A 16322-nucleotide genomic window follows, 5' to 3' on the forward strand; every position below is an offset into this window, starting at 1 on the left:
CCGAAGCCCGCAGCGCGCTCGACGACCTGCTGCGCTCCCTGGCGCTGCGGGATCTTTTTCCCGAGTGGCTCCGCCACGAGGGAAAAAGCTGTCCTCGCGAGGAAGCCACTGAGAACCCGCGGGTGGTCGTTTTGCTCAGGCTGGTCGCTGCTCAGCGGCTTCGCCGCTGACAGGACTGGTGCGGCTTGAGCGGCGCGTGGGAGCTGTTGGTTTCTGCGTGCGACGAAGTTGTTGTGGTGCAGCGGCGAAATGTGCGCGCCGGGCCCCGGTTTGGTCGTCGCCGGGTCAGGGCTTCGGTTTGCGCTTGCGGGTGGGTTTCGGCGGAGTCTCAGCGCGGCCCAGGTAGGTGAGGCGGGTGTGCTCGGTGTGCTCGCGCATCAGGCGGGCGGCGCGGTCGCCGTCGCCGCGTTCGATGGCGTCGATGAGCGCGGCGTGCTCGTCCCAGGACTTCTTGCCGCGCGAGCGCGCCACCGGCGTGTGGTACCAGCGGACCCGGCGGTGCACCTGGTCGGCGAGCTCGCCCAGCACGCGGTTGCCGGACAGCGCGGTGATCCGGGCGTGCAGTGCGGCGTTCGCCCGCACCACAGCCTCGATGTCGTCTGCGTCCAGCGCGCGCACGCCCTCCGCGTGGATCTCGCGCAGCTCGGACACGCCTTCTTCGGTGCGGTGCGCCGCGGCCAGCCGTGCCGACTCCGCCTCCAACAGGGTGCGCACGCTCAGCAGCTGGTCGGCTTCCTCATCGGTGGGGGTGTGCACGAACGCGCCGTAGCCCGGTCGCAGGTCGACCCACTCCTCCTTCTGGAGCCACTGCAGCGCTTCGCGCACCGGCTGGCGGGACACGCCCAGCAGCTCCGCCAGCTCCTTCTCGACCAGGTGCTTGCCGGGTTCCAGCTCGCCGGTGACGATCATCTCGACGATCGCCTCGTGCACGCTTTCCCGCAGCGGCACCGGCCGGGCGACCTGACGTCCGGCCGGTGCGGGGGAGGAGGACGGCGGCATGAGCGGCTCCGCGGCGGTCGAAACGACGAATTCCTGCTGTTCAGAGGAGATTGTTCGGAGAATACAGTATTCGCCGCGTTCGGTGGGCGTTCCGCGTCCGCTCGCGGTCCGGTCCGCGCCGAAGACCATTTGTCCATTGTGGATGATTTAGGCCGTTCGACTGGCTCGGCGGTCGAGGGGTGGACTCGGGCTCGGCGGCGGGCATACAACCGGAGATCGATGCGGGCGACGATCTCGACCGCGGCCGGAGGCGCTCATGGATGCGTGGTTTCCGTGGTGGGCGGTGACGATCGGAGTCGCGGCCGTCGTGCTCGGCTGGGACTTCATCCGGGCTCGCAGGCGCCCGGACGCCCGCGCTCCGGTGGCGTGGTGGCTCGGGCAGATCGCCGTCACCGCCGTGCTGGGCACCGCGTTCGCGCACGGCGGCGCCGGTGCCGAGTTCTTCGTCGAATGGGCGGCCTCGTGGTCGCGCTGCCTCGACCTGGTGGTGGTGCTCGCGGTCGGCTCCGTGGCGGTCGCGGAGGCGCTGAAGTGGCACGTCGTGCTGCTCGCCGTCGGGTGCGCGCTGGTGCTGCGCGCGGTGCTCTCGTTCTCGACCGGAGGCGCGCGCTGGCCGGTCGCGGTGTTCGGGGCCGCCGTGCTCGGCGCGGGCTGGTGGTGGTTCCGCCGATCGGAGCACCCGGAGCCGAGCGCACCCGCGGCGCCCGCTCCGTGGCTGGTGCTGGCCGGAGCGGGCGTCGCCGGTGCCGTGTTCGCGCTGAGCGCGGGCCGCGGCTCGCCGGAGCACGCCGCGGTGCTGTGCTGCGCGGCCGTGCCCGCGCTGCTGGGCGCGCGGGCCGCGTTCGGCCTCGTGGACCGAGCGCTGCACCGGATGCCCGCGAGCGTGCCCGCCGCCCTGCTGGCCTGCACCGGTGCGAAGGCGGTGCTGGTCGGCGTGCTCGCTCCGGTGGACGCGGGCGTCGGGCCGGCGGTGCTGACGGCGCTCACCGCCGGAGCCGCGTTCGCGTTCGGTGCCGTCACGGCCGCACGCGCTCGCGCCGTGCCGGACGGTGCCGCGTGAGGAAACGGCTCTGCGGAAGGAGAACCGCGCCGGTCCCTCAGGCCTTCGCGAGCGGACCTCCGGCGCCGAAGGCCAGGTCCGCGAACCGGTGGCCGATGCGCTCGTGCGCGGCGGCGTCCGGGTGCAAGGCGTCGGGCAGCGGCAGCTCCGCCGAGTCGTCCTCCCCGTAGAGCTCGCATCCGTCGAGGTAGTGCAGGTTCGCGTCGTCGGCCGCCCGCTGCCGCACGACGCGCGCCAGCTCGTCGCGGATGACGCGCAGCGTCAGCTTCCCGCTCGCGACCTCGGCCGGATCGCCCGTGGCGGTGAAGCGGAGCTCCCCGGTGCGCAGGGCGTCGAGGTCGACCGAACCCGGCCCGGGGGTGTCCTCGTGGATGGGGCAGTGGATCGCGGAGACCACCAGCAGCGGCGTCGACGGGTGGCCTTCCCGGATGGTGTCGAGGAAGCCGTGCACGGCGGGCGTGAAGGCGCGCAGCCGCATCAGGTCCGCGTTGACCACGTTGATGCCGAGCTTCACGCTGATCACGTCGGCGGTGGTGTCGCGCAGCGTGCGGGCGACGAACGGGTCGAGCAGGGCGTTGCCGCCGAAGCCCAGGTTGATCAGCTCCACGTCGCCGCGGGCGGCGGCCAGCGCGGGCCAGATGGTGCTGGGGCTCGCGGCGTTGGAGCCGTGGCTGATCGAGCTGCCGTGGTGCAGCCACACCGGGCGTTCGCTCGCGACGGGCTCGACGGGAGCATCGGTGCGCAGCGCGACCAGTTCGGTGATCTCGTTGTGCGGCAACCAGATCTCGACGACCTTGTCCCGCTCGGGCAGGCCGGAGAACCGGGCGGTGCCGGTCGGTCCGGGACGGACCTCGCCGGATCCGGTGGTCACCTCGGCGGTCATCACGTTGCCGCCGGCGACGGTGGTGCGGTCGGTCAGCCGGCCGTCGACGAGCAGGTCGTACGTGCCGTCCGGGCGCGGCGGCAAGCCGGGGAACTCCTTCTTGGTCGGCAAGGTCTCCAGCTCGACGGCGGTGGCGCGGGTGCGCAGCACGAGGCGCACGCCCGACGGTTCCGCCTGCGCCACCAGCAGTCGCTCGTCGGGGCACTGCGCGCGGGCCCGCGCGGGCAGGCGCAGCGGTGCCAGTCCGCGCTCGGTGCGCTGCAGCTCGATCGCGCCGCGCAGCAGCTCGGCGGTGATGGGAGTGGTGGTCCAGCTCTGTTCGTCGCTCATGATCTCGATCCGCATTTCTCGGTTCTTCGTTGGTGTTCTCAGGCCGCGGGCCAGTTGCGCAGGAGGGCGTCGAGGGCGTCGACGATCCGGGTCCAGGTCTCCTCGGAGGCGGGGGCGCTGTGGCTGAACCCGCCGCTGGACTCCAGGCTCACGTAGCCGTGGAAGACGCTGCCCAGCAGCCGGACCGCGTGCGTCTGGTCGTCGCCGTCGAGGTCGTAGCCGCGCAGGATCGCCCGCGTCATCTGCGCGTGCCGGACTCCGGCGCTGGCGGCGGCCGTCTCGTGGTCGAGCGGGAGCCGGGCGGCGGCGTAGCGGCCGGGGTGCTCGCGGGCGTAGTCGCGGTAGGCGTCGGCGAACGCGGCCAGCGCGTCCTTGCCCGCGCGCCCCGCGAGGGCGGCCGCGACCCGGTCTGCGAGCTCCTCCAGTGCTAGCAGCGCGATGTTGGTCTTGAGGTCCTGGGAACTCTTGACGTGCGAGTACAGGCTCGCGACCTTGACGTCGAAGCGTCGGGCGAGTTCCGAGACCGTGACCTGATCGAACCCGACCTCGTCGGCGAGTTCGGCCCCGGCGCGGGTGAGGCGCTCCGTGGTCAGTCCTGCGCGTGCCATGTCGACCATTATGCAGGTGCCTAATACATTTAGGCAAGTGGCTAACTGGATTCGTCGGCGTGATCGGGCCAGTGCTGGGCCGAACGAGTGAAACGTGAACACTGTTCACGATCAGCTGTTGTCCGGTCTGTCCAGGCTTCGTAGCTTGTGGCGCATGATCCGCTTGCTCGGCGCCGCCTGCGCGCTGTCCCTCATGGCGTTCCCGCTCGCGCCCGTCGCGGGGGCCGCACCGCAGCGGCCCGCCGACGACGCCGCGAGCCGCACGCTCACCCTCGTGCCCTCCGAATCGGGAGTGTCCTATCGGGACGGTCACGGCCGGGAAGTGGTGCTGCGCGGCTACAACGTCTCCGGCGAGGTCAAGCTCGCCGAGAACGGCAACCTGCCGTTCGCCGACGCCGCCGACGCCCGGGAATCCGCCGTGGCGCTGCGCGAGCAGACCGGAGCGAACTCGGTGCGGTTCCTGCTGTCCTGGGAACGAGTGCAACCGGCTCCCGACCGCATCGACGAGCAGTACCTGCGCCAGGTCACCGAGCAGATCGCCGCGTTCGCCGACGAAGGCTTCTGGGTGCTGCCCGACTACCACCAGGACCTCTACTCCCGGCACCTGTTCCGCCCCGACAGCTGGTACACCGGCGACGGCGCCCCGAAGTGGGTCGTCGACGGCGGCGACTACCCGGCGGAGAGCTGCGGAATCTGCTTCCACTGGGGGCAGAACATGATGAACAACCAGGCGGTGAAGCAGGCCAAGGCCGACTTCTGGACGAACCGCCGCATCCCCACCCCGGTCGGTGAGGTCGGCGTGCAGGACGCGTTCCTCGCGCAGGCCGAAGCCACCCTCGACCACCTCGCCGCGCACCTCACCGAAGCCCAGTTCCAGCGGATCCTCGGCTTCGACCCGATGAACGAGCCGCACGCCGGGAACCTCGACGAGGGCCAGGACGCCGCGGCCTGGGAACGCGACGTGCTGTGGCCGTTCTTCGAACGGTTCCGCGCCGTCATGGACCGCACCGGGTGGAAGGACAAACCCGCCTACGTGGAACCCACCGTGTTCTGGAACAACAACGTGTCCTTCGTGAAGGAACCGGGCGGCTTCGAGGAGCTCGACGGCCTCGGCACCCGCTACGTGTTCAACTCGCACTTTTACCACGCGCTCGCCCAATCCGGGCTGTACGGCAAGGCGGAGGACGGCGAGAACACCGCGGACTTCGCCGAGATCCGCGACCGCGCCGCCGACCTCGGCACCACCGGATTCGTCTCGGAGTTCGGCCACCCGCTGGGCGGTAGCACCGCCGACAAGTTCCCGACCGTGATGAAGGGCATCTACCAGGGCATGGACTCGCGGCTGTCCGGCGCCGACTGGTGGAGAGCGCCCGCCGAATCCGGGTCGGTGCTGTCCGGCACGCAATGGCAGTGGGACATCTACTACGACCGCCACCACGAGGCGATGAACGGGAACCCCGACAAGATCCAGACCGAGGCCGACGGGTGGAACGGGGAGGACTTCTCCGCGGTCGGCCGCGACGACACCGGCACCCTCGGCCTGCGCGCCGACCCGCGGGTCCTCGACCGGCTGTACCCGCGAGCGGTCGACGGCACGACGGTCGCTTTCACCTACGAGGACCGCTCCCGCGACGGTGAGCAGACCCTGACGTGGAACCGCATCCCGGAGGACATGCCCGCGGTGCGCGAAGTCGTCGGCGACGGGCAGTTCGGCGTGCTCGTGTGGCGCGACGGACCGGGCACCGCGCCGACTGAACTGCACCTGCCGGAGAGCTTCGGGGCGCAGCGCACCACGGTGCTCTCCGACCTCGGCGACGCCGCGCAGCGCCACGACGACCGCCTGCTGATCACCGCGCCCGACGCGCCGGGCACCGTGCACTACGCCCTCGTCGCCAACGGCCCCGAGGCCCCGGCCCCCGACCTCCTCGCCGAAGCCCGAGCCGAACTCGACACCTGGGCGACCGCGAAGCTCCGCTGACCCACCGAACCCGAGTGAACGGCCCGTTCGTCCAACGGCATTGGACGAACGGGCCGTTCACTGCGATCCGGAAGCCGTCTGCGGCGCTCGTGCGGGCGGGCTCGGTGTGGGGTGGGAGTGAGTGAGCGGCCCGTTCGTCCATCGGGATTGGACGGACGGGCCGCTCACTTCGGTCGGAGTCGGTGGGCGGCTCAGCCGGTGATCTCGGCGGCGATGGCCTTGCCGAGGTCCTCGGTGCTCGCGGTGCCGCCGAGGTCCGGGGTGCGCACGGCACCGGCGGCCAGCACCGATTCGATCGCGCGGACCACGTGTGCGCCTGCCTCCTGCTCGCCGAGGTGGTCGAGCATCATCGCCGCCGACCAGATCTGCCCGATCGGGTTCGCGATGCCGCGCCCGGCGATGTCCGGCGCCGAGCCGTGCACCGGCTCGAAGGTGGACGGGAAGCGCCGCTCCGGGTTGATGTTGCCCGACGGGGCCACGCCGATCGTCCCGGTCACGCCCGGCCCCAGGTCGGAGAGGATGTCGCCGAACAGGTTGCTGGCCACCACCACGTCGAACCGCTCCGGCGACATGACGAACCGCGCGCACAGGATGTCGATGTGGTCCTGGTCGACCGCGACGTCCGGATGTTCCGCGGCGATGGCCCGGAACCGCTCGTCCCAGTAGGGCATCGAGTGGTAGATGCCGTTGGACTTCGTCCCCGAGGTGACGTGCGGTTTGCCGATGCGCTCGGCGAACTCGAACGCGTAGCGCAGGATCCGGTCGGTGCCGTGCCGGGTGAACACCGCCGTCTGCAGCACCATCTCCGCCGGAGTGCCCTCGCCCTGGCGCCCGCCGAGCCGGGAGTACTCGCCTTCGGTGTTCTCCCGCACCACCCAGAAGTCGATGTCGCCGGGCTGCTTGTCCCGCACCGGCGGCGTCACTCCGGGCAGCAGCCGCACCGGGCGCAGGTTCACGTACTGGTCGAACTCGCGGCGGATCGGCAGCAGCAGCCCCCACAGCGACACGTGATCGGGCACGCCGGGGTAGCCGACGGCGCCGAGCAGGATCGAATCGTGGTCGCGCAGCCGGTCGAGGCCGTCCTCCGGCATCATCCGGCCGGTCTCCCGGTAGGTCTCGCAGCTCCAGTCGAAGTGCCGGAAGGTGAACGAGGTGCCGTACTCGCCGGCCACCGCGTCGAGCACCCGCAGCGCCTCCGGCATCACCTCGCCGCCGATGCCGTCGCCGGGCAGGACCGCGATCTCGTAGCTGGACATGCCGCCATCCAACGCCGATCGTCCGGGTGGCGTCCAAGACCGGGTTCGCATCCGGCTGATAGGCGTTGCTTATCGTCGCAGCGCCGAGTCGAGGAAGCGCTGCGCGGCGGGGCTCAGCGGAGCGGGCCGGTGGATCAGCGAGATCCGCAGCTCGGCCGCCGGGTCCAGGTCGAACACCCGAGCTCCGCTGCCGCGCGCGAACTCCGCCCAGCCCTCGGTCAGCACCGCCAGGCCCGCGCCGCGCAGCACCAGCGGCAGGATCGCTTCCCGGTGCGCGGTCTCCACCACGATCCGCAGGTCCACGCCCTGCGCGATGATCTCGTCGACGACGTGGCGCATCCGGTTGCCCTGCGGTGAGGTGATCACCCGCTGTCCGGCCAGCTCCGCGCGCCCCACCGTCGCGCGAGCCGGTTCCCACGGCCCGTCGGGGCCGGTGACCACGACGAACCGCTGCCGTTCCACCAGGTGTGCGCGCAGTCCGGGCAGCGCGAAGTCCTCGGCCGCGCCGATGAGCCCCAGTTCGCTGCGCCCGCCACGCACCATGTCCGCGGCCTCCGGCGCGGTGAACGCGGGCTGCACCGCCACGAGCACACCGGGGTTGACCTCGTGGAACCGCCCGATCATCGCGGTCAGCGGTTCCACCGACTGCGAGGGCAGCACCGCCACCTGAACCCGCCCGGTGTGCAGGCCCTTCACCGATTCGACGGTGGCGCGCGTGGTGTCGAGGTCCCGCAGCACCTGCCGGGCGGGTTCGAGCATCGCCCGGCCCGCTTCGGTGAGCACCGCGCGCCTGCCCAGCCGGTGGAACAGCGCGACCCCCACGTCCCGCTCCAGCGTGCGCACCGCCTGCGACAGCGAGGGCTGCGCGACGTGCAGGCGTTCGGCGGCCCGGTGGAACCCGCCCTCGTCGACGATCGTGACGAAGTACTCCAGTTGCCGCGCGTCCACCGTGCCTCCTCGCCTCCGCGTGCTCCGTCCGCATCCTCCCGCCGGAGTGCGATCCGGGCGAGGACCGGCTACCAACGGGAGATGGACGCCGGTGCCGCGCTGCGGGAGATCGCATTCTGGCTGGAACGGGCGGACGAGCCGACCTACCGGGTCCGCGCGTTCCGCCGGGCCGCCGACGTCGTCGCGGCGCACGACGACGTGGTCGCGCGCGCCGGATCCGGCCGGTTGACCGAGCTCGCCGGGATCGGCAAGACCACGGCCCAGGTGATCGAGCAGGCGGTGCGCGGCGAAACCCCGGACTACCTGGCGAAGTTGCGCGCCGACGCCCCCGAGCAGCAGGAAGGGTCCGCGCTGCGGGCCGAGCTGCGCGGCGATTGCCACACCCACTCCGACTGGTCCGACGGGGGCAGCCCGGTCGAGGAGATGGCCCGCACCGCGCGGGACCTGGGCCACGAGTGGATGGTGCTCACCGACCACTCGCCGCGCCTGACCGTGGCGCGCGGCCTGAGCGTCGAGCGGCTGCGGGCGCAGCTGGACCTCGTCGCCGAGCTGAACGCGGCGCTCGCGCCGTTCTGGATCCGCACCGGCATCGAGGTCGACGTCCTCGACGACGGGTCCCTGGACCAGGACCCGGGCGTGCTCGCCGAGCTGGACCTCGTGGTGGCGAGCGTGCACTCGAAGCTGCGGATGTCCTCGCGCGAGATGACCCGCCGGATGTGCGCCGCGGTGGCGAATCCGCACGTGGACGTGCTCGGCCACTGCACCGGACGGTTGCGCTCACGACGCCCGCCGTCGGAGTTCGCCGCGAGCGAGGTGTTCCGGGCGTGCCGCGACCACGGCACCGCAGTCGAGATCAACTCGCGGCCGGAGCGCCTGGATCCGCCGATGGCGCTGCTGGCCGAGGCGTTCGAGCTGGGCTGCGAGTTCGCGATCGACTCCGACGCGCACGCCCCGGGCCAGCTGGACTGGCAGATCCACGGCTGCGCCCGAGCCGAACGCTGCGGCATCCCCGCGTCCCGCGTGGTGAATTGCGCTTCGGGGCGACTCGCGTAGGGCGGAGCATCAGCGGTTCCCTCGCCGCGGGATCGATGCACGGCGAATCGCCAGCCGCCGGTGGCCGGGCGGGCGCCGAGCGCGGGGCACCCGGCGACCTCGATCGGCCCCTCGGGGTCACGCGACCTGGAAGGAGCGCTTCGCCAAGCCCATCCAGTAGCCGTCGATGGTCTGGTTCGGCGGGACGTCCTGGCCGGTCGCGGCGCCGAGGGTGACGAACATCGGGGCGAAGTGCTCGGCGGTCGGGTGCGCGTAGGGCATGCCGGGGGCGCGGTCGGCGTACGCCGCCAGCTCGTCGACGTCGCCGCGGGAGAGCGCCTCCCCGGCCCACAGGTCGAACTCCTGCGACCAGCCGGGAGCCGCGGCGTTCGGGTGCCACTCGGTGAGGAACGGCAGGCCGTGCGTGGTGAACCCGGAGCCGATGATCAGCACGCCCTCGTCGCGCAGCGGCCGCAGCCGCCTGCCCAGTTCCAGCAGCTTCGCCGGCGCCAGGGTCGGCAGCGACATCTGCAGCACGGGGACGTCCGCATCCGGGTACATCACCGTGAGCGGCACGTACGCGCCGTGGTCGAGCCCCCGGTTCGGCTGGTGCGCGACGGGTTCGGTGTCCGGCATCAGCGCGGTGACCTTCGCGGCGAGTTCGGGCGCGCCGGGGCTGCGGTACCGGGTGCGGAAGTAGCGCTCGGCGAACCCGCCGAAGTCGTAGGTCAGCGGCACGCCGGTGTCGGTGGCGCCGAGCATCAGCGGCGCGGACTCCCAGTGCGCGGAGACCATCAGGATCGCCCGCGGGCGCGGCAGTTCATCCGCCCAGGCGGCGAGCTGCGAGGTCCACAGTTCGTCGTCGACGAGGGGTGGGGCGCCGTGGCTGAGGTAGAGCGCCGGCATCCGCTCGGCGTGCGGGGTGGTCATCGCTGCCTCCATGCTTGAAGCTTCAAATAACAGCCTAGGCAAAGGTGCATGACGCTTCAAGTTGTCCGGTTAGACTGGCCGGATGGACGAGCCGAGGTGGTTGAGCGAGGACGAGCAGAAGGCGTGGCGCCAGCTCGCGATGCTCATGACCTTGCTGCCGCCCGCCCTGGACGCGCAGCTCCAGCGCGACTCGGACCTGACCCACTTCGGCTACTGGGTGATGGCGATGCTCTCCGAACGGCCCGAGCGCTCGCTGCGGATGAGCGACCTCGCCGCCCGCGCCAGCGCCTCGCCCTCGCGGGTCTCGCACGTGGTGGCCCGGCTGGAGAAGAACGGATGGGTGCGCCGCGCCCGCTCCGACCGCGACGGCCGCAGCAACCTCGCCGAACTCACCGACGCCGGATACCGCAAGGTCGTCGAAGCCGCTCCCGGCCACGTCGACCGAGTGCGGGACCTCGTCCTGGACGCGCTCACCAGCACCCAGGTCCAGCAGATGGGCGAGATCTGCGGAGCCATGCTCCGCAAGATCGACCCGGACGGCCGGATGGGCACTCGTCCGCTGACGGAGTGATCGGGCTGGGCGCGTTGCTCAGGTGACCTGCTGGTGAGGTCCGGCAGTGCGGCGAACGCGGCCAGGCCGAACGTTCGCGGTCGCCGGTGCGAGCGAGGTAGATCGCCCTTGATCGAGGATCCAGGGGTTCGTCCGGCGTCAATCGCACGGCCGATCACCCTGCGCGCCAACGCTCTTCCGGTAGTCACCCGGCGATGCCGAAGTCGGCCCCGTCGTGATCGACGGGATCGCTGCGCGCAGCGGTAGCGGGTCGCGAGCGACGCTTCAGCGACCTCCGGCCAACGCTCCGCCCTCGCCGTGAGGTGCAGGCCGCCTTCCAGGATCGAGCGGGCTCAGCCGAGCCGTGCGGGTCGGCTGAGCCCGCCCGGTCAGCGGATCGGTGCTGCGGGTTCTGCTGAGCGCTGGCCGTTCTCGGTGGCGTCGGGCTGCTGGGCGAACTGGGTGCGGTAGAGCTCGGCGTAGAGACCGCCTCGGCTGAGCAGGTCCTGGTGGGTGCCCTGCTCGGCGATGGTGCCGCCGGAGATCACCAGAATGCGGTCCGCCTCCCGGATCGTCGAGAGCCGGTGCGCGATGACCAGCGCCGTGCGCCCGGCCAGCGCCGTGGACAGGGCCTGCTGCACGGCGGCCTCCGACTCCGAGTCGAGGTGCGCGGTGGCCTCGTCGAGCACCACCACCGGCGGGGCCTTCAGCAGCAGCCGGGCGATCGCCAGGCGCTGCTTCTCCCCGCCGGAGAGCCGGTAGCCGCGGTCGCCGACGACCGTGTCGAGCCCGTCCGGCAGCTCGTCCACCAGGTCCTGGAGCTGCGCCGTGCGCAACGCCGCGATCAGATCGTCGTCGGAGAGACCCGGCCGTGCGTAGGACAGGTTCGCGCGGATCGTGTCGTGGAACAGGTGCGGGTCCTGGGTGACGACGCCGACCGTGGAGTACAGCGAGCGCAGCGTCACGTCGCGCACGTCGTGCCCGGCGATGCGGATGGCGCCCGCGTCCACGTCGTAGAGGCGTCCGGCGAGGTTCGTGATCGTCGTCTTGCCCGCGCCGGAATGCCCGACCAGCGCGATGGTCTGGCCCGGCTCGGCGCGGAAGGTGATGTCGTGCAGCACGTCGTGCGCCGGCGCGTTCTCCGGGCGGGCGACGGATTCCAGCGAGGCCAGCGAGACCTCGCTGGAGGCGGGGTAGCGGAACGAGACGTCGGCGAACTCGACGGCGGCGGGCTCGGAGCGGGCGCCGAGCTCCACCGCGTCCGGCTTCTCCTCGATCATCGGCCGCAGGTCCAGCACCTCGAAGACGCGGTCGAAGCTCACCAGCGCCGTCATCACGTCCACGTGCACGTTGGACAGCGCGGTCAGCGGGCCGTAGAGCCTGCTCAGCAGCGTGGCCAGCGCGACGAGCGTGCCGAGCTCGAACGCCCCGGACACCACCAGGCCGCCGCCGAGCCCGTACACCACGGCCGTCGCCAGCGAGGCCAGCAGCGTCAGCGCCACGAAGAACACCCGGCTGTACATCGCCGACACGACGCCCAGGTCGCGGACCCGCGCGGCCCGCGAGGAGAACAACCCGGCCTCCTCGTCGGTGCGGCCGTAGAGCTTGGCGAGCATCGCGCCGCCCACCCCGAACCGCTCGGTCATCAGGGAGCTCATCTCGGCGTCGGTCTTCATCTGCTCGCGCGTGATGCGCTGCAGCTTCCGGCCGACCCAGCGCACCGGCAGCAGGAAGGCGGGCAGCAGCGCCAGCGCGATCAGCGTGATCTGCCAGGACAGCGTGAACATGGTGGCCAGCACCAGCACCAGGCTCAGCACGTTCGACACGACCGAGGACAAGGTGCTGGTCAGGGCGCGCTGCGCGCCGATGACGTCGGTGTTGAGCCTGCTGACCAGGGAACCGGTCTGGGCCCGCACGAAGAACGCGACGGGCATCCGCTGCACGTGGTCGAAGACCTCGGAGCGCAGGTCGTAGATCAGGCCTTCCCCGAGCCGCGCCGAGTACCAGCGCTGCAGCAGCGACAGCGCCGCTTCGAGCACGGCCACCAGGGCGACGGCCAGCGACAACCAGACGACCACGCCCATGTCGCGGGGCAGGATGCCGTTGTCGATGATCGCTTTGAACAGCAGCGGGGTCACGATGCCGAGCACCGCGGCCAGGGCGACCAGCACCAGGAACGGGACGATGTCCCGCAGGTAGGGCCGGGCGTAGCGCATGATCCGCCGGGTGAGGCCGCGCGCGAGGCGCTGGCGGGTCACCGACTCGTCGCTGGCGAAGGAGCGCATCGTCTCCCAGCTGACGCCGGTGGGGGTCATGGTGGTGGTTCCTCTCGGTGAGCGGCCCGGTTCGGTGGCGGGCCGGCGCGGCGACCGGTTCGGGGCGGCCCCGCGCGGGGTGTGCCGGTTCCGGTGGTGCGGTGTCCGGCGTCGATCCTGCGACTTCGCGTTAACTCGAAGTCAAACACGCCGCCCGCGCCGGGTGTTCCCCGCGGAAGTCGGTCGATCTCCGCGGCGCGAGCCGGCGGCGGTCGCGGAGTCCGGCTCGCGGCACCTCGGTTCGCCGTCCGATGAGGCCCAAAACCCTTGTGCGTCAAGTGCTTTCGGGTGCTCCAACCGGAATGACCACTCGATCGAGCGAAGCGCGGTCGGCTTGATCACAGTCGATTTCGCGCTTCTGGAGGATCTTGCAACGGGGCGGGAAGGATTACTCTGTGTCCAAGGTTGGAAACGCAGCGCGATCAACCGCGAGCCGCCTGCGTTTCCGGGGGAGCCGAGTTCACTGGGGTGCTCATGTCGATCAACGGAGGGGCCGTGAACGGCCGCCGGGGCCGCCGCCTGCCCCGGAACAACCTGGTCACCGCCGAGGAGCCGGCTGATCGGCCGGATCCACCGGCCGTGCGCGGCGAGCAGGTGGCGCGGGAGCGGCCGACCCGCACCGGCCGCATCCCGCTGCGGCTGGCCGACCGCTACTTCCTCGCCGCCCACGCCGGCGCGGACCGGCTCACCGCGCGGGTCGATCCGGCGCTGGTGGCGCTGGGCTGCGCGGGCGGACTGCTGGTCGAGCTCCTGCTGGAGGACGAGATCGGGGTCGAGCCGACGGTGCGCCCCGCGGGCAAGGGAATGCCGCCCGACTTTCTGTCCTGGTCGGTGCTGCGCGAGATCCGGAACGAACCGGACCACGCCGTGCGCACCTGGATCCGCTACCTCGCGCGCACCGCGACGGAGAAGGTCCGCGCGAGGCTCACCATCACCGACGTGGTGCGGGAAGTCCCGGTCTCCGCCGGGTGGCGCGGCGGACCCGCGGTCGCCTGGCGCACCGGCTCGCTGGACCACCGAACACCGGTGGAGGACCTCGTGGACCTGTTCGCGCACGCCGAATCGGCGGCCACCCGCTCCGGGATGATCACCGTCCCGGAGGCGAAGGCCGAGGTGGCGCTGGCGCTGCTGGCCACCGGCACCGGCGTCACCGGGCGGCTGGGGTTGTCCCGGCCGGTGCTGCGGCAGGCGGAGCGGCGCTCCGAGGACTGGCTGCCGCGGCTGCCCGGCGGGCTGCGCACGGTCGTGGCCGAGGTGACCGCGGCCCGCGAGCAGTGGGCCATGACCCCGCGCCGGTGACCACCGCCCGCGGAACATCGCACAACGAGGGGAAGTACGCGCGTGCCGTCGTCCAAGACCTCCAGAACGGTGGAGGTTCCGCACCGCACCGGACCGGTGTCGAACTCGCTCGCCGCCTCCCGCCTGGGGACGTGGTCGATCATCTTCTTCACCGTCGCCGCCGCGGCACCCGAAACCGTGGTCGGCGGGGGAGCGGTGAGCGGGTTCGCCGTCTCCGGCGTCAACGGGATTCCGGTGGGGTACTTGGCCGTCGCCCTGGTGCTCGGCCTGTTCGCCGTCGGGTACGTGACGATGGCCCGGCACGTGGAGAACGCGGGCGCCTTCTACGCCTACATCGCCAAAGGGCTCGGCCGGGTCCCCGGCACCGCCGCGGGCGGGGTGGCGGTGCTCGCCTACACCATGGTCCAGATCAGCCTCATCGGCGGATTCGGGGTGGGGGCGGCGGATTTCCTGCGCCAGGTGGGCGGACCGGACCTGCCGTGGTGGCTGTTCGCCGGTCTCGGACTGGGCATGGTCGGGCTGCTGGGGTTGCTGCGCATCGACGTCAACGGCCGGGTCCTGGGCGTGCTGCTGATCGCCGAGATCGCCGTGATCCTGTTCTACGACTTCGCGTTCCTCACCGACCCGGCCGAGCCGGGGGTCTCGCTGACGACGCTGAACCCGGCGCAGCTTGGCACCGGCGCGGCCGGGGTGATCCTGGTGATCGCGTTCACCGGGTTCATCGGCTTCGAGAACTCGACCGTGCTGGCAGAGGAGGCGCGCGATCCCCGCACGGTCAGCCGCGCGACCTACCTCTCGCTGGTCGTGATCGGCGGGCTCTACGGGTTCTCGACCTGGGCGATGACCGTCGCCACCGGGCCGGAGCACATCGTGGCGCAGGCCGAGGAGCACTCCACGGAGCTGCTGTTCGCGCTCGCTTCGGACCGGTTGCCCGCCGGGTTGGTGACGACCGGATCCGCGCTGTACGTGACGAGCCTGTTCGCGGGCATGCTGTCGTTCCACCACGTGTGCGCCCGCTACTTCTTCGCGCTCGGTCGCGAAGGCATCGGGCCGCGCGCGCTGGCCGCCACCAGCAGCCGCACCTCGGCGCCGCTCGCGGGTTCGCTGGCCCAATCGGCGCTCACGGTGCTGGTAGTCGGGCTGTTCGCGGTGACGGGCTGGGACCCGGTGACCTACTTGTTCTTCTGGGGTGCCTCGGGCGGTGCGCTGGGCGTGCTGCTGCTGGTCACGGCGACCTCGATGGCGGTCGTCGGCTACTTCCTGCGGGTGCCCGCGCCGGGGCACGGGATCTGGCGGACGCTGCTGGCGCCGGGCTCGGCCGCGCTGGTGCTCGGCGGCGTCCTGTTCCTGACGATCCGCTCGTTCGGCACCGTGCTGGGAGTGCCGCCCGGCGACCCGGCGGCCTGGGTGCTGCCGGGCGCCTACCTGGCGGTGGTGCTGGCCGGACTCGGCTGGGGCGCGGTGCTGCGGGCCCGGTACCCGGATTCCTACGCGCGCATCGGGATGGGCGCGCGATCGATCACCATCCGTCGTTCTGAGGAGCTCATCGATGCAGGCTGAAACCGACGTGCGGGCCAGGACGCTGGTCAGCGCGTTCGTCGACGACGCGGTGTCGCGCTGGCTGGTGCCGGACGCGGACGCGCGCGAGCAGGTCTACCTCGACTGGTTCGACCTGGTCGTCGAGCACGCCGACCGCGTGGGCGCGGTGAAGGCCGCCGGGCCCGTCGTGGAGGTGTGGTTGCGCGGCACCGAGGGGGAGCCGCCGCGGATGCTCGACGAGGAGGGTGAGCGGCGGATGGCCGAGTCGGCGGCACCGTTCCTCGACCGCATCGGCGCGCTCGGCGAGCTCACCGGTGCGCGGCATCCGCTGGAAGCGCACTGGTACCTGTCGCTGATCGGGGTGGTGCCGGACCACCAGCGCACCGGAGTCGGCACGGCGGCGCTCGCGGCGAGCCTGCGGGAGTACGACCGCGCCGGGCTGCCGACGTACCTGGAGGCGAGCAGCCTCGCGAGCCGTGCGCTGTACTCGCGGCTCGGGTTCGCGGACCTCGGTGGCCCGATCGAGCTCCCCGGCGGTCCGGAGCTGTACCCGATGTGGCGCGAGGTGGGCGGTCGGGGAGGTGAGCGGCGGTAG

14 protein-coding genes are annotated in these 16322 nt (G+C 71.9%); 7 read left to right on the forward strand and 7 right to left on the reverse strand.

What is annotated here, in order from left to right; genetic code table 11:
• Positions 1-285 precede the first annotated feature (285 nt).
• A complete protein-coding gene (locus ACWD38_RS00005; protein WP_450122969.1) occupies positions 286-999 on the reverse strand; it encodes a GntR family transcriptional regulator in 714 nt (237 codons plus the stop codon).
• A gap of 256 nt (positions 1000-1255) precedes the next feature.
• Between ACWD38_RS00005 and ACWD38_RS00010 the strand changes: the two genes are divergently transcribed.
• Positions 1256-2059, forward strand: a complete 804-nt coding sequence (locus ACWD38_RS00010; protein WP_450122970.1) for a hypothetical protein — start codon at positions 1256-1258, stop codon at positions 2057-2059.
• A gap of 37 nt (positions 2060-2096) precedes the next feature.
• Here the strand turns inward: ACWD38_RS00010 and ACWD38_RS00015 are convergent, their stop codons facing one another.
• Together ACWD38_RS00015 and ACWD38_RS00020 are read right to left on the reverse strand one after the other, a co-directional pair.
• Positions 2097-3272: a GDSL-type esterase/lipase family protein gene (locus ACWD38_RS00015; protein ID WP_221315801.1), complete on the reverse strand. Its 1176-nt coding sequence runs from the start codon at positions 3270-3272 to the stop codon at positions 2097-2099.
• Between the two features lie 38 nt (positions 3273-3310).
• Positions 3311-3880 (reverse strand): TetR/AcrR family transcriptional regulator, encoded by a 570-nt coding sequence (locus ACWD38_RS00020; protein WP_450122971.1) that lies wholly within the window; start codon positions 3878-3880, stop codon positions 3311-3313.
• A 154-nt stretch (positions 3881-4034) separates the two neighbouring features.
• Between ACWD38_RS00020 and ACWD38_RS00025 the strand changes: the two genes are divergently transcribed.
• On the forward strand, positions 4035-5858 hold the full coding sequence (locus tag ACWD38_RS00025; RefSeq protein WP_450122972.1) for a cellulase family glycosylhydrolase: 1824 nt from the start codon (positions 4035-4037) through the stop codon (positions 5856-5858).
• 191 nt (positions 5859-6049) lie between these two features.
• Here the strand turns inward: ACWD38_RS00025 and ACWD38_RS00030 are convergent, their stop codons facing one another.
• Positions 6050-7114, reverse strand: coding sequence for a tartrate dehydrogenase (locus tag ACWD38_RS00030; RefSeq protein ID WP_184479151.1), 1065 nt, complete (start codon positions 7112-7114; stop codon positions 6050-6052).
• A 69-nt stretch (positions 7115-7183) separates the two neighbouring features.
• The gene (locus tag ACWD38_RS00035) at positions 7184-8062 is read right to left on the reverse strand and encodes a LysR substrate-binding domain-containing protein (protein WP_184479152.1); all 879 of its coding nucleotides are present in this window, start codon (positions 8060-8062) and stop codon (positions 7184-7186) included.
• 81 nt (positions 8063-8143) lie between these two features.
• On the opposite strand from ACWD38_RS00035, the gene ACWD38_RS00040 reads away from it, so the two are divergent.
• Complete coding sequence (locus tag ACWD38_RS00040) at positions 8144-9115, forward strand: PHP domain-containing protein (protein ID WP_450122973.1); 972 nt, start codon at positions 8144-8146, stop codon at positions 9113-9115.
• A 117-nt stretch (positions 9116-9232) separates the two neighbouring features.
• Here the strand turns inward: ACWD38_RS00040 and ACWD38_RS00045 are convergent, their stop codons facing one another.
• Positions 9233-10024, reverse strand: a complete 792-nt coding sequence (locus tag ACWD38_RS00045; RefSeq protein WP_450122974.1) for a dioxygenase family protein — start codon at positions 10022-10024, stop codon at positions 9233-9235.
• 82 nt (positions 10025-10106) lie between these two features.
• On the opposite strand from ACWD38_RS00045, the gene ACWD38_RS00050 reads away from it, so the two are divergent.
• A complete protein-coding gene (locus ACWD38_RS00050) occupies positions 10107-10595 on the forward strand; it encodes a MarR family winged helix-turn-helix transcriptional regulator (protein WP_184479155.1) in 489 nt (162 codons plus the stop codon).
• A gap of 368 nt (positions 10596-10963) precedes the next feature.
• Here the strand turns inward: ACWD38_RS00050 and ACWD38_RS00055 are convergent, their stop codons facing one another.
• Complete coding sequence (locus ACWD38_RS00055; protein WP_184479156.1) at positions 10964-12889, reverse strand: ABC transporter ATP-binding protein; 1926 nt, start codon at positions 12887-12889, stop codon at positions 10964-10966.
• A gap of 474 nt (positions 12890-13363) precedes the next feature.
• Between ACWD38_RS00055 and ACWD38_RS00060 the strand changes: the two genes are divergently transcribed.
• Genes ACWD38_RS00060 through ACWD38_RS00070 form a run of 3 tightly spaced genes read left to right on the forward strand, consistent with a single transcriptional unit; the run spans position 13364 to position 16322 of the window.
• Positions 13364-14188 carry a GPP34 family phosphoprotein gene (locus ACWD38_RS00060; RefSeq protein ID WP_184479157.1) on the forward strand — a complete coding sequence of 275 codons (825 nt, stop codon included), beginning with the start codon at positions 13364-13366 and terminating at the stop codon, positions 14186-14188.
• A 42-nt stretch (positions 14189-14230) separates the two neighbouring features.
• Entirely contained in the window at positions 14231-15748 is a 1518-nt protein-coding gene (locus ACWD38_RS00065) for an APC family permease (protein ID WP_343071367.1), read from the forward strand.
• Positions 15738-16322: a GNAT family N-acetyltransferase gene (locus ACWD38_RS00070; protein WP_184479158.1), complete on the forward strand. Its 585-nt coding sequence runs from the start codon at positions 15738-15740 to the stop codon at positions 16320-16322. Before ACWD38_RS00065 ends, ACWD38_RS00070 begins: the two co-directional genes overlap by 11 nt.

The organism is Saccharopolyspora sp. NPDC002578 (genome assembly GCF_053592695.1).

What these genes read in the sequence shown, in the direction of transcription:
- ACWD38_RS00005 (WP_450122969.1), bottom strand. Translation starts at nt 999, where the DNA reads ATGCCGCCGTCCTCCTCCCCCGCACCGGCCGGACGTCAGGTCGCCCGG.
- ACWD38_RS00010 (WP_450122970.1), top strand. Translation starts at nt 1,256, where the DNA reads ATGGATGCGTGGTTTCCGTGGTGGGCGGTGACGATCGGAGTCGCGGCC.
- ACWD38_RS00015 (WP_221315801.1), bottom strand. Translation starts at nt 3,272, where the DNA reads ATGAGCGACGAACAGAGCTGGACCACCACTCCCATCACCGCCGAGCTG.
- ACWD38_RS00020 (WP_450122971.1), bottom strand. Translation starts at nt 3,880, where the DNA reads ATGGCACGCGCAGGACTGACCACGGAGCGCCTCACCCGCGCCGGGGCC.
- ACWD38_RS00025 (WP_450122972.1), top strand. Translation starts at nt 4,035, where the DNA reads ATGATCCGCTTGCTCGGCGCCGCCTGCGCGCTGTCCCTCATGGCGTTC.
- ACWD38_RS00030 (WP_184479151.1), bottom strand. Translation starts at nt 7,114, where the DNA reads ATGTCCAGCTACGAGATCGCGGTCCTGCCCGGCGACGGCATCGGCGGC.
- ACWD38_RS00040 (WP_450122973.1), top strand. Translation starts at nt 8,144, where the DNA reads ATGGACGCCGGTGCCGCGCTGCGGGAGATCGCATTCTGGCTGGAACGG.
- ACWD38_RS00045 (WP_450122974.1), bottom strand. Translation starts at nt 10,024, where the DNA reads ATGACCACCCCGCACGCCGAGCGGATGCCGGCGCTCTACCTCAGCCAC.
- ACWD38_RS00050 (WP_184479155.1), top strand. Translation starts at nt 10,107, where the DNA reads ATGGACGAGCCGAGGTGGTTGAGCGAGGACGAGCAGAAGGCGTGGCGC.
- ACWD38_RS00055 (WP_184479156.1), bottom strand. Translation starts at nt 12,889, where the DNA reads ATGACCCCCACCGGCGTCAGCTGGGAGACGATGCGCTCCTTCGCCAGC.
- ACWD38_RS00060 (WP_184479157.1), top strand. Translation starts at nt 13,364, where the DNA reads ATGTCGATCAACGGAGGGGCCGTGAACGGCCGCCGGGGCCGCCGCCTG.
- ACWD38_RS00070 (WP_184479158.1), top strand. Translation starts at nt 15,738, where the DNA reads ATGCAGGCTGAAACCGACGTGCGGGCCAGGACGCTGGTCAGCGCGTTC.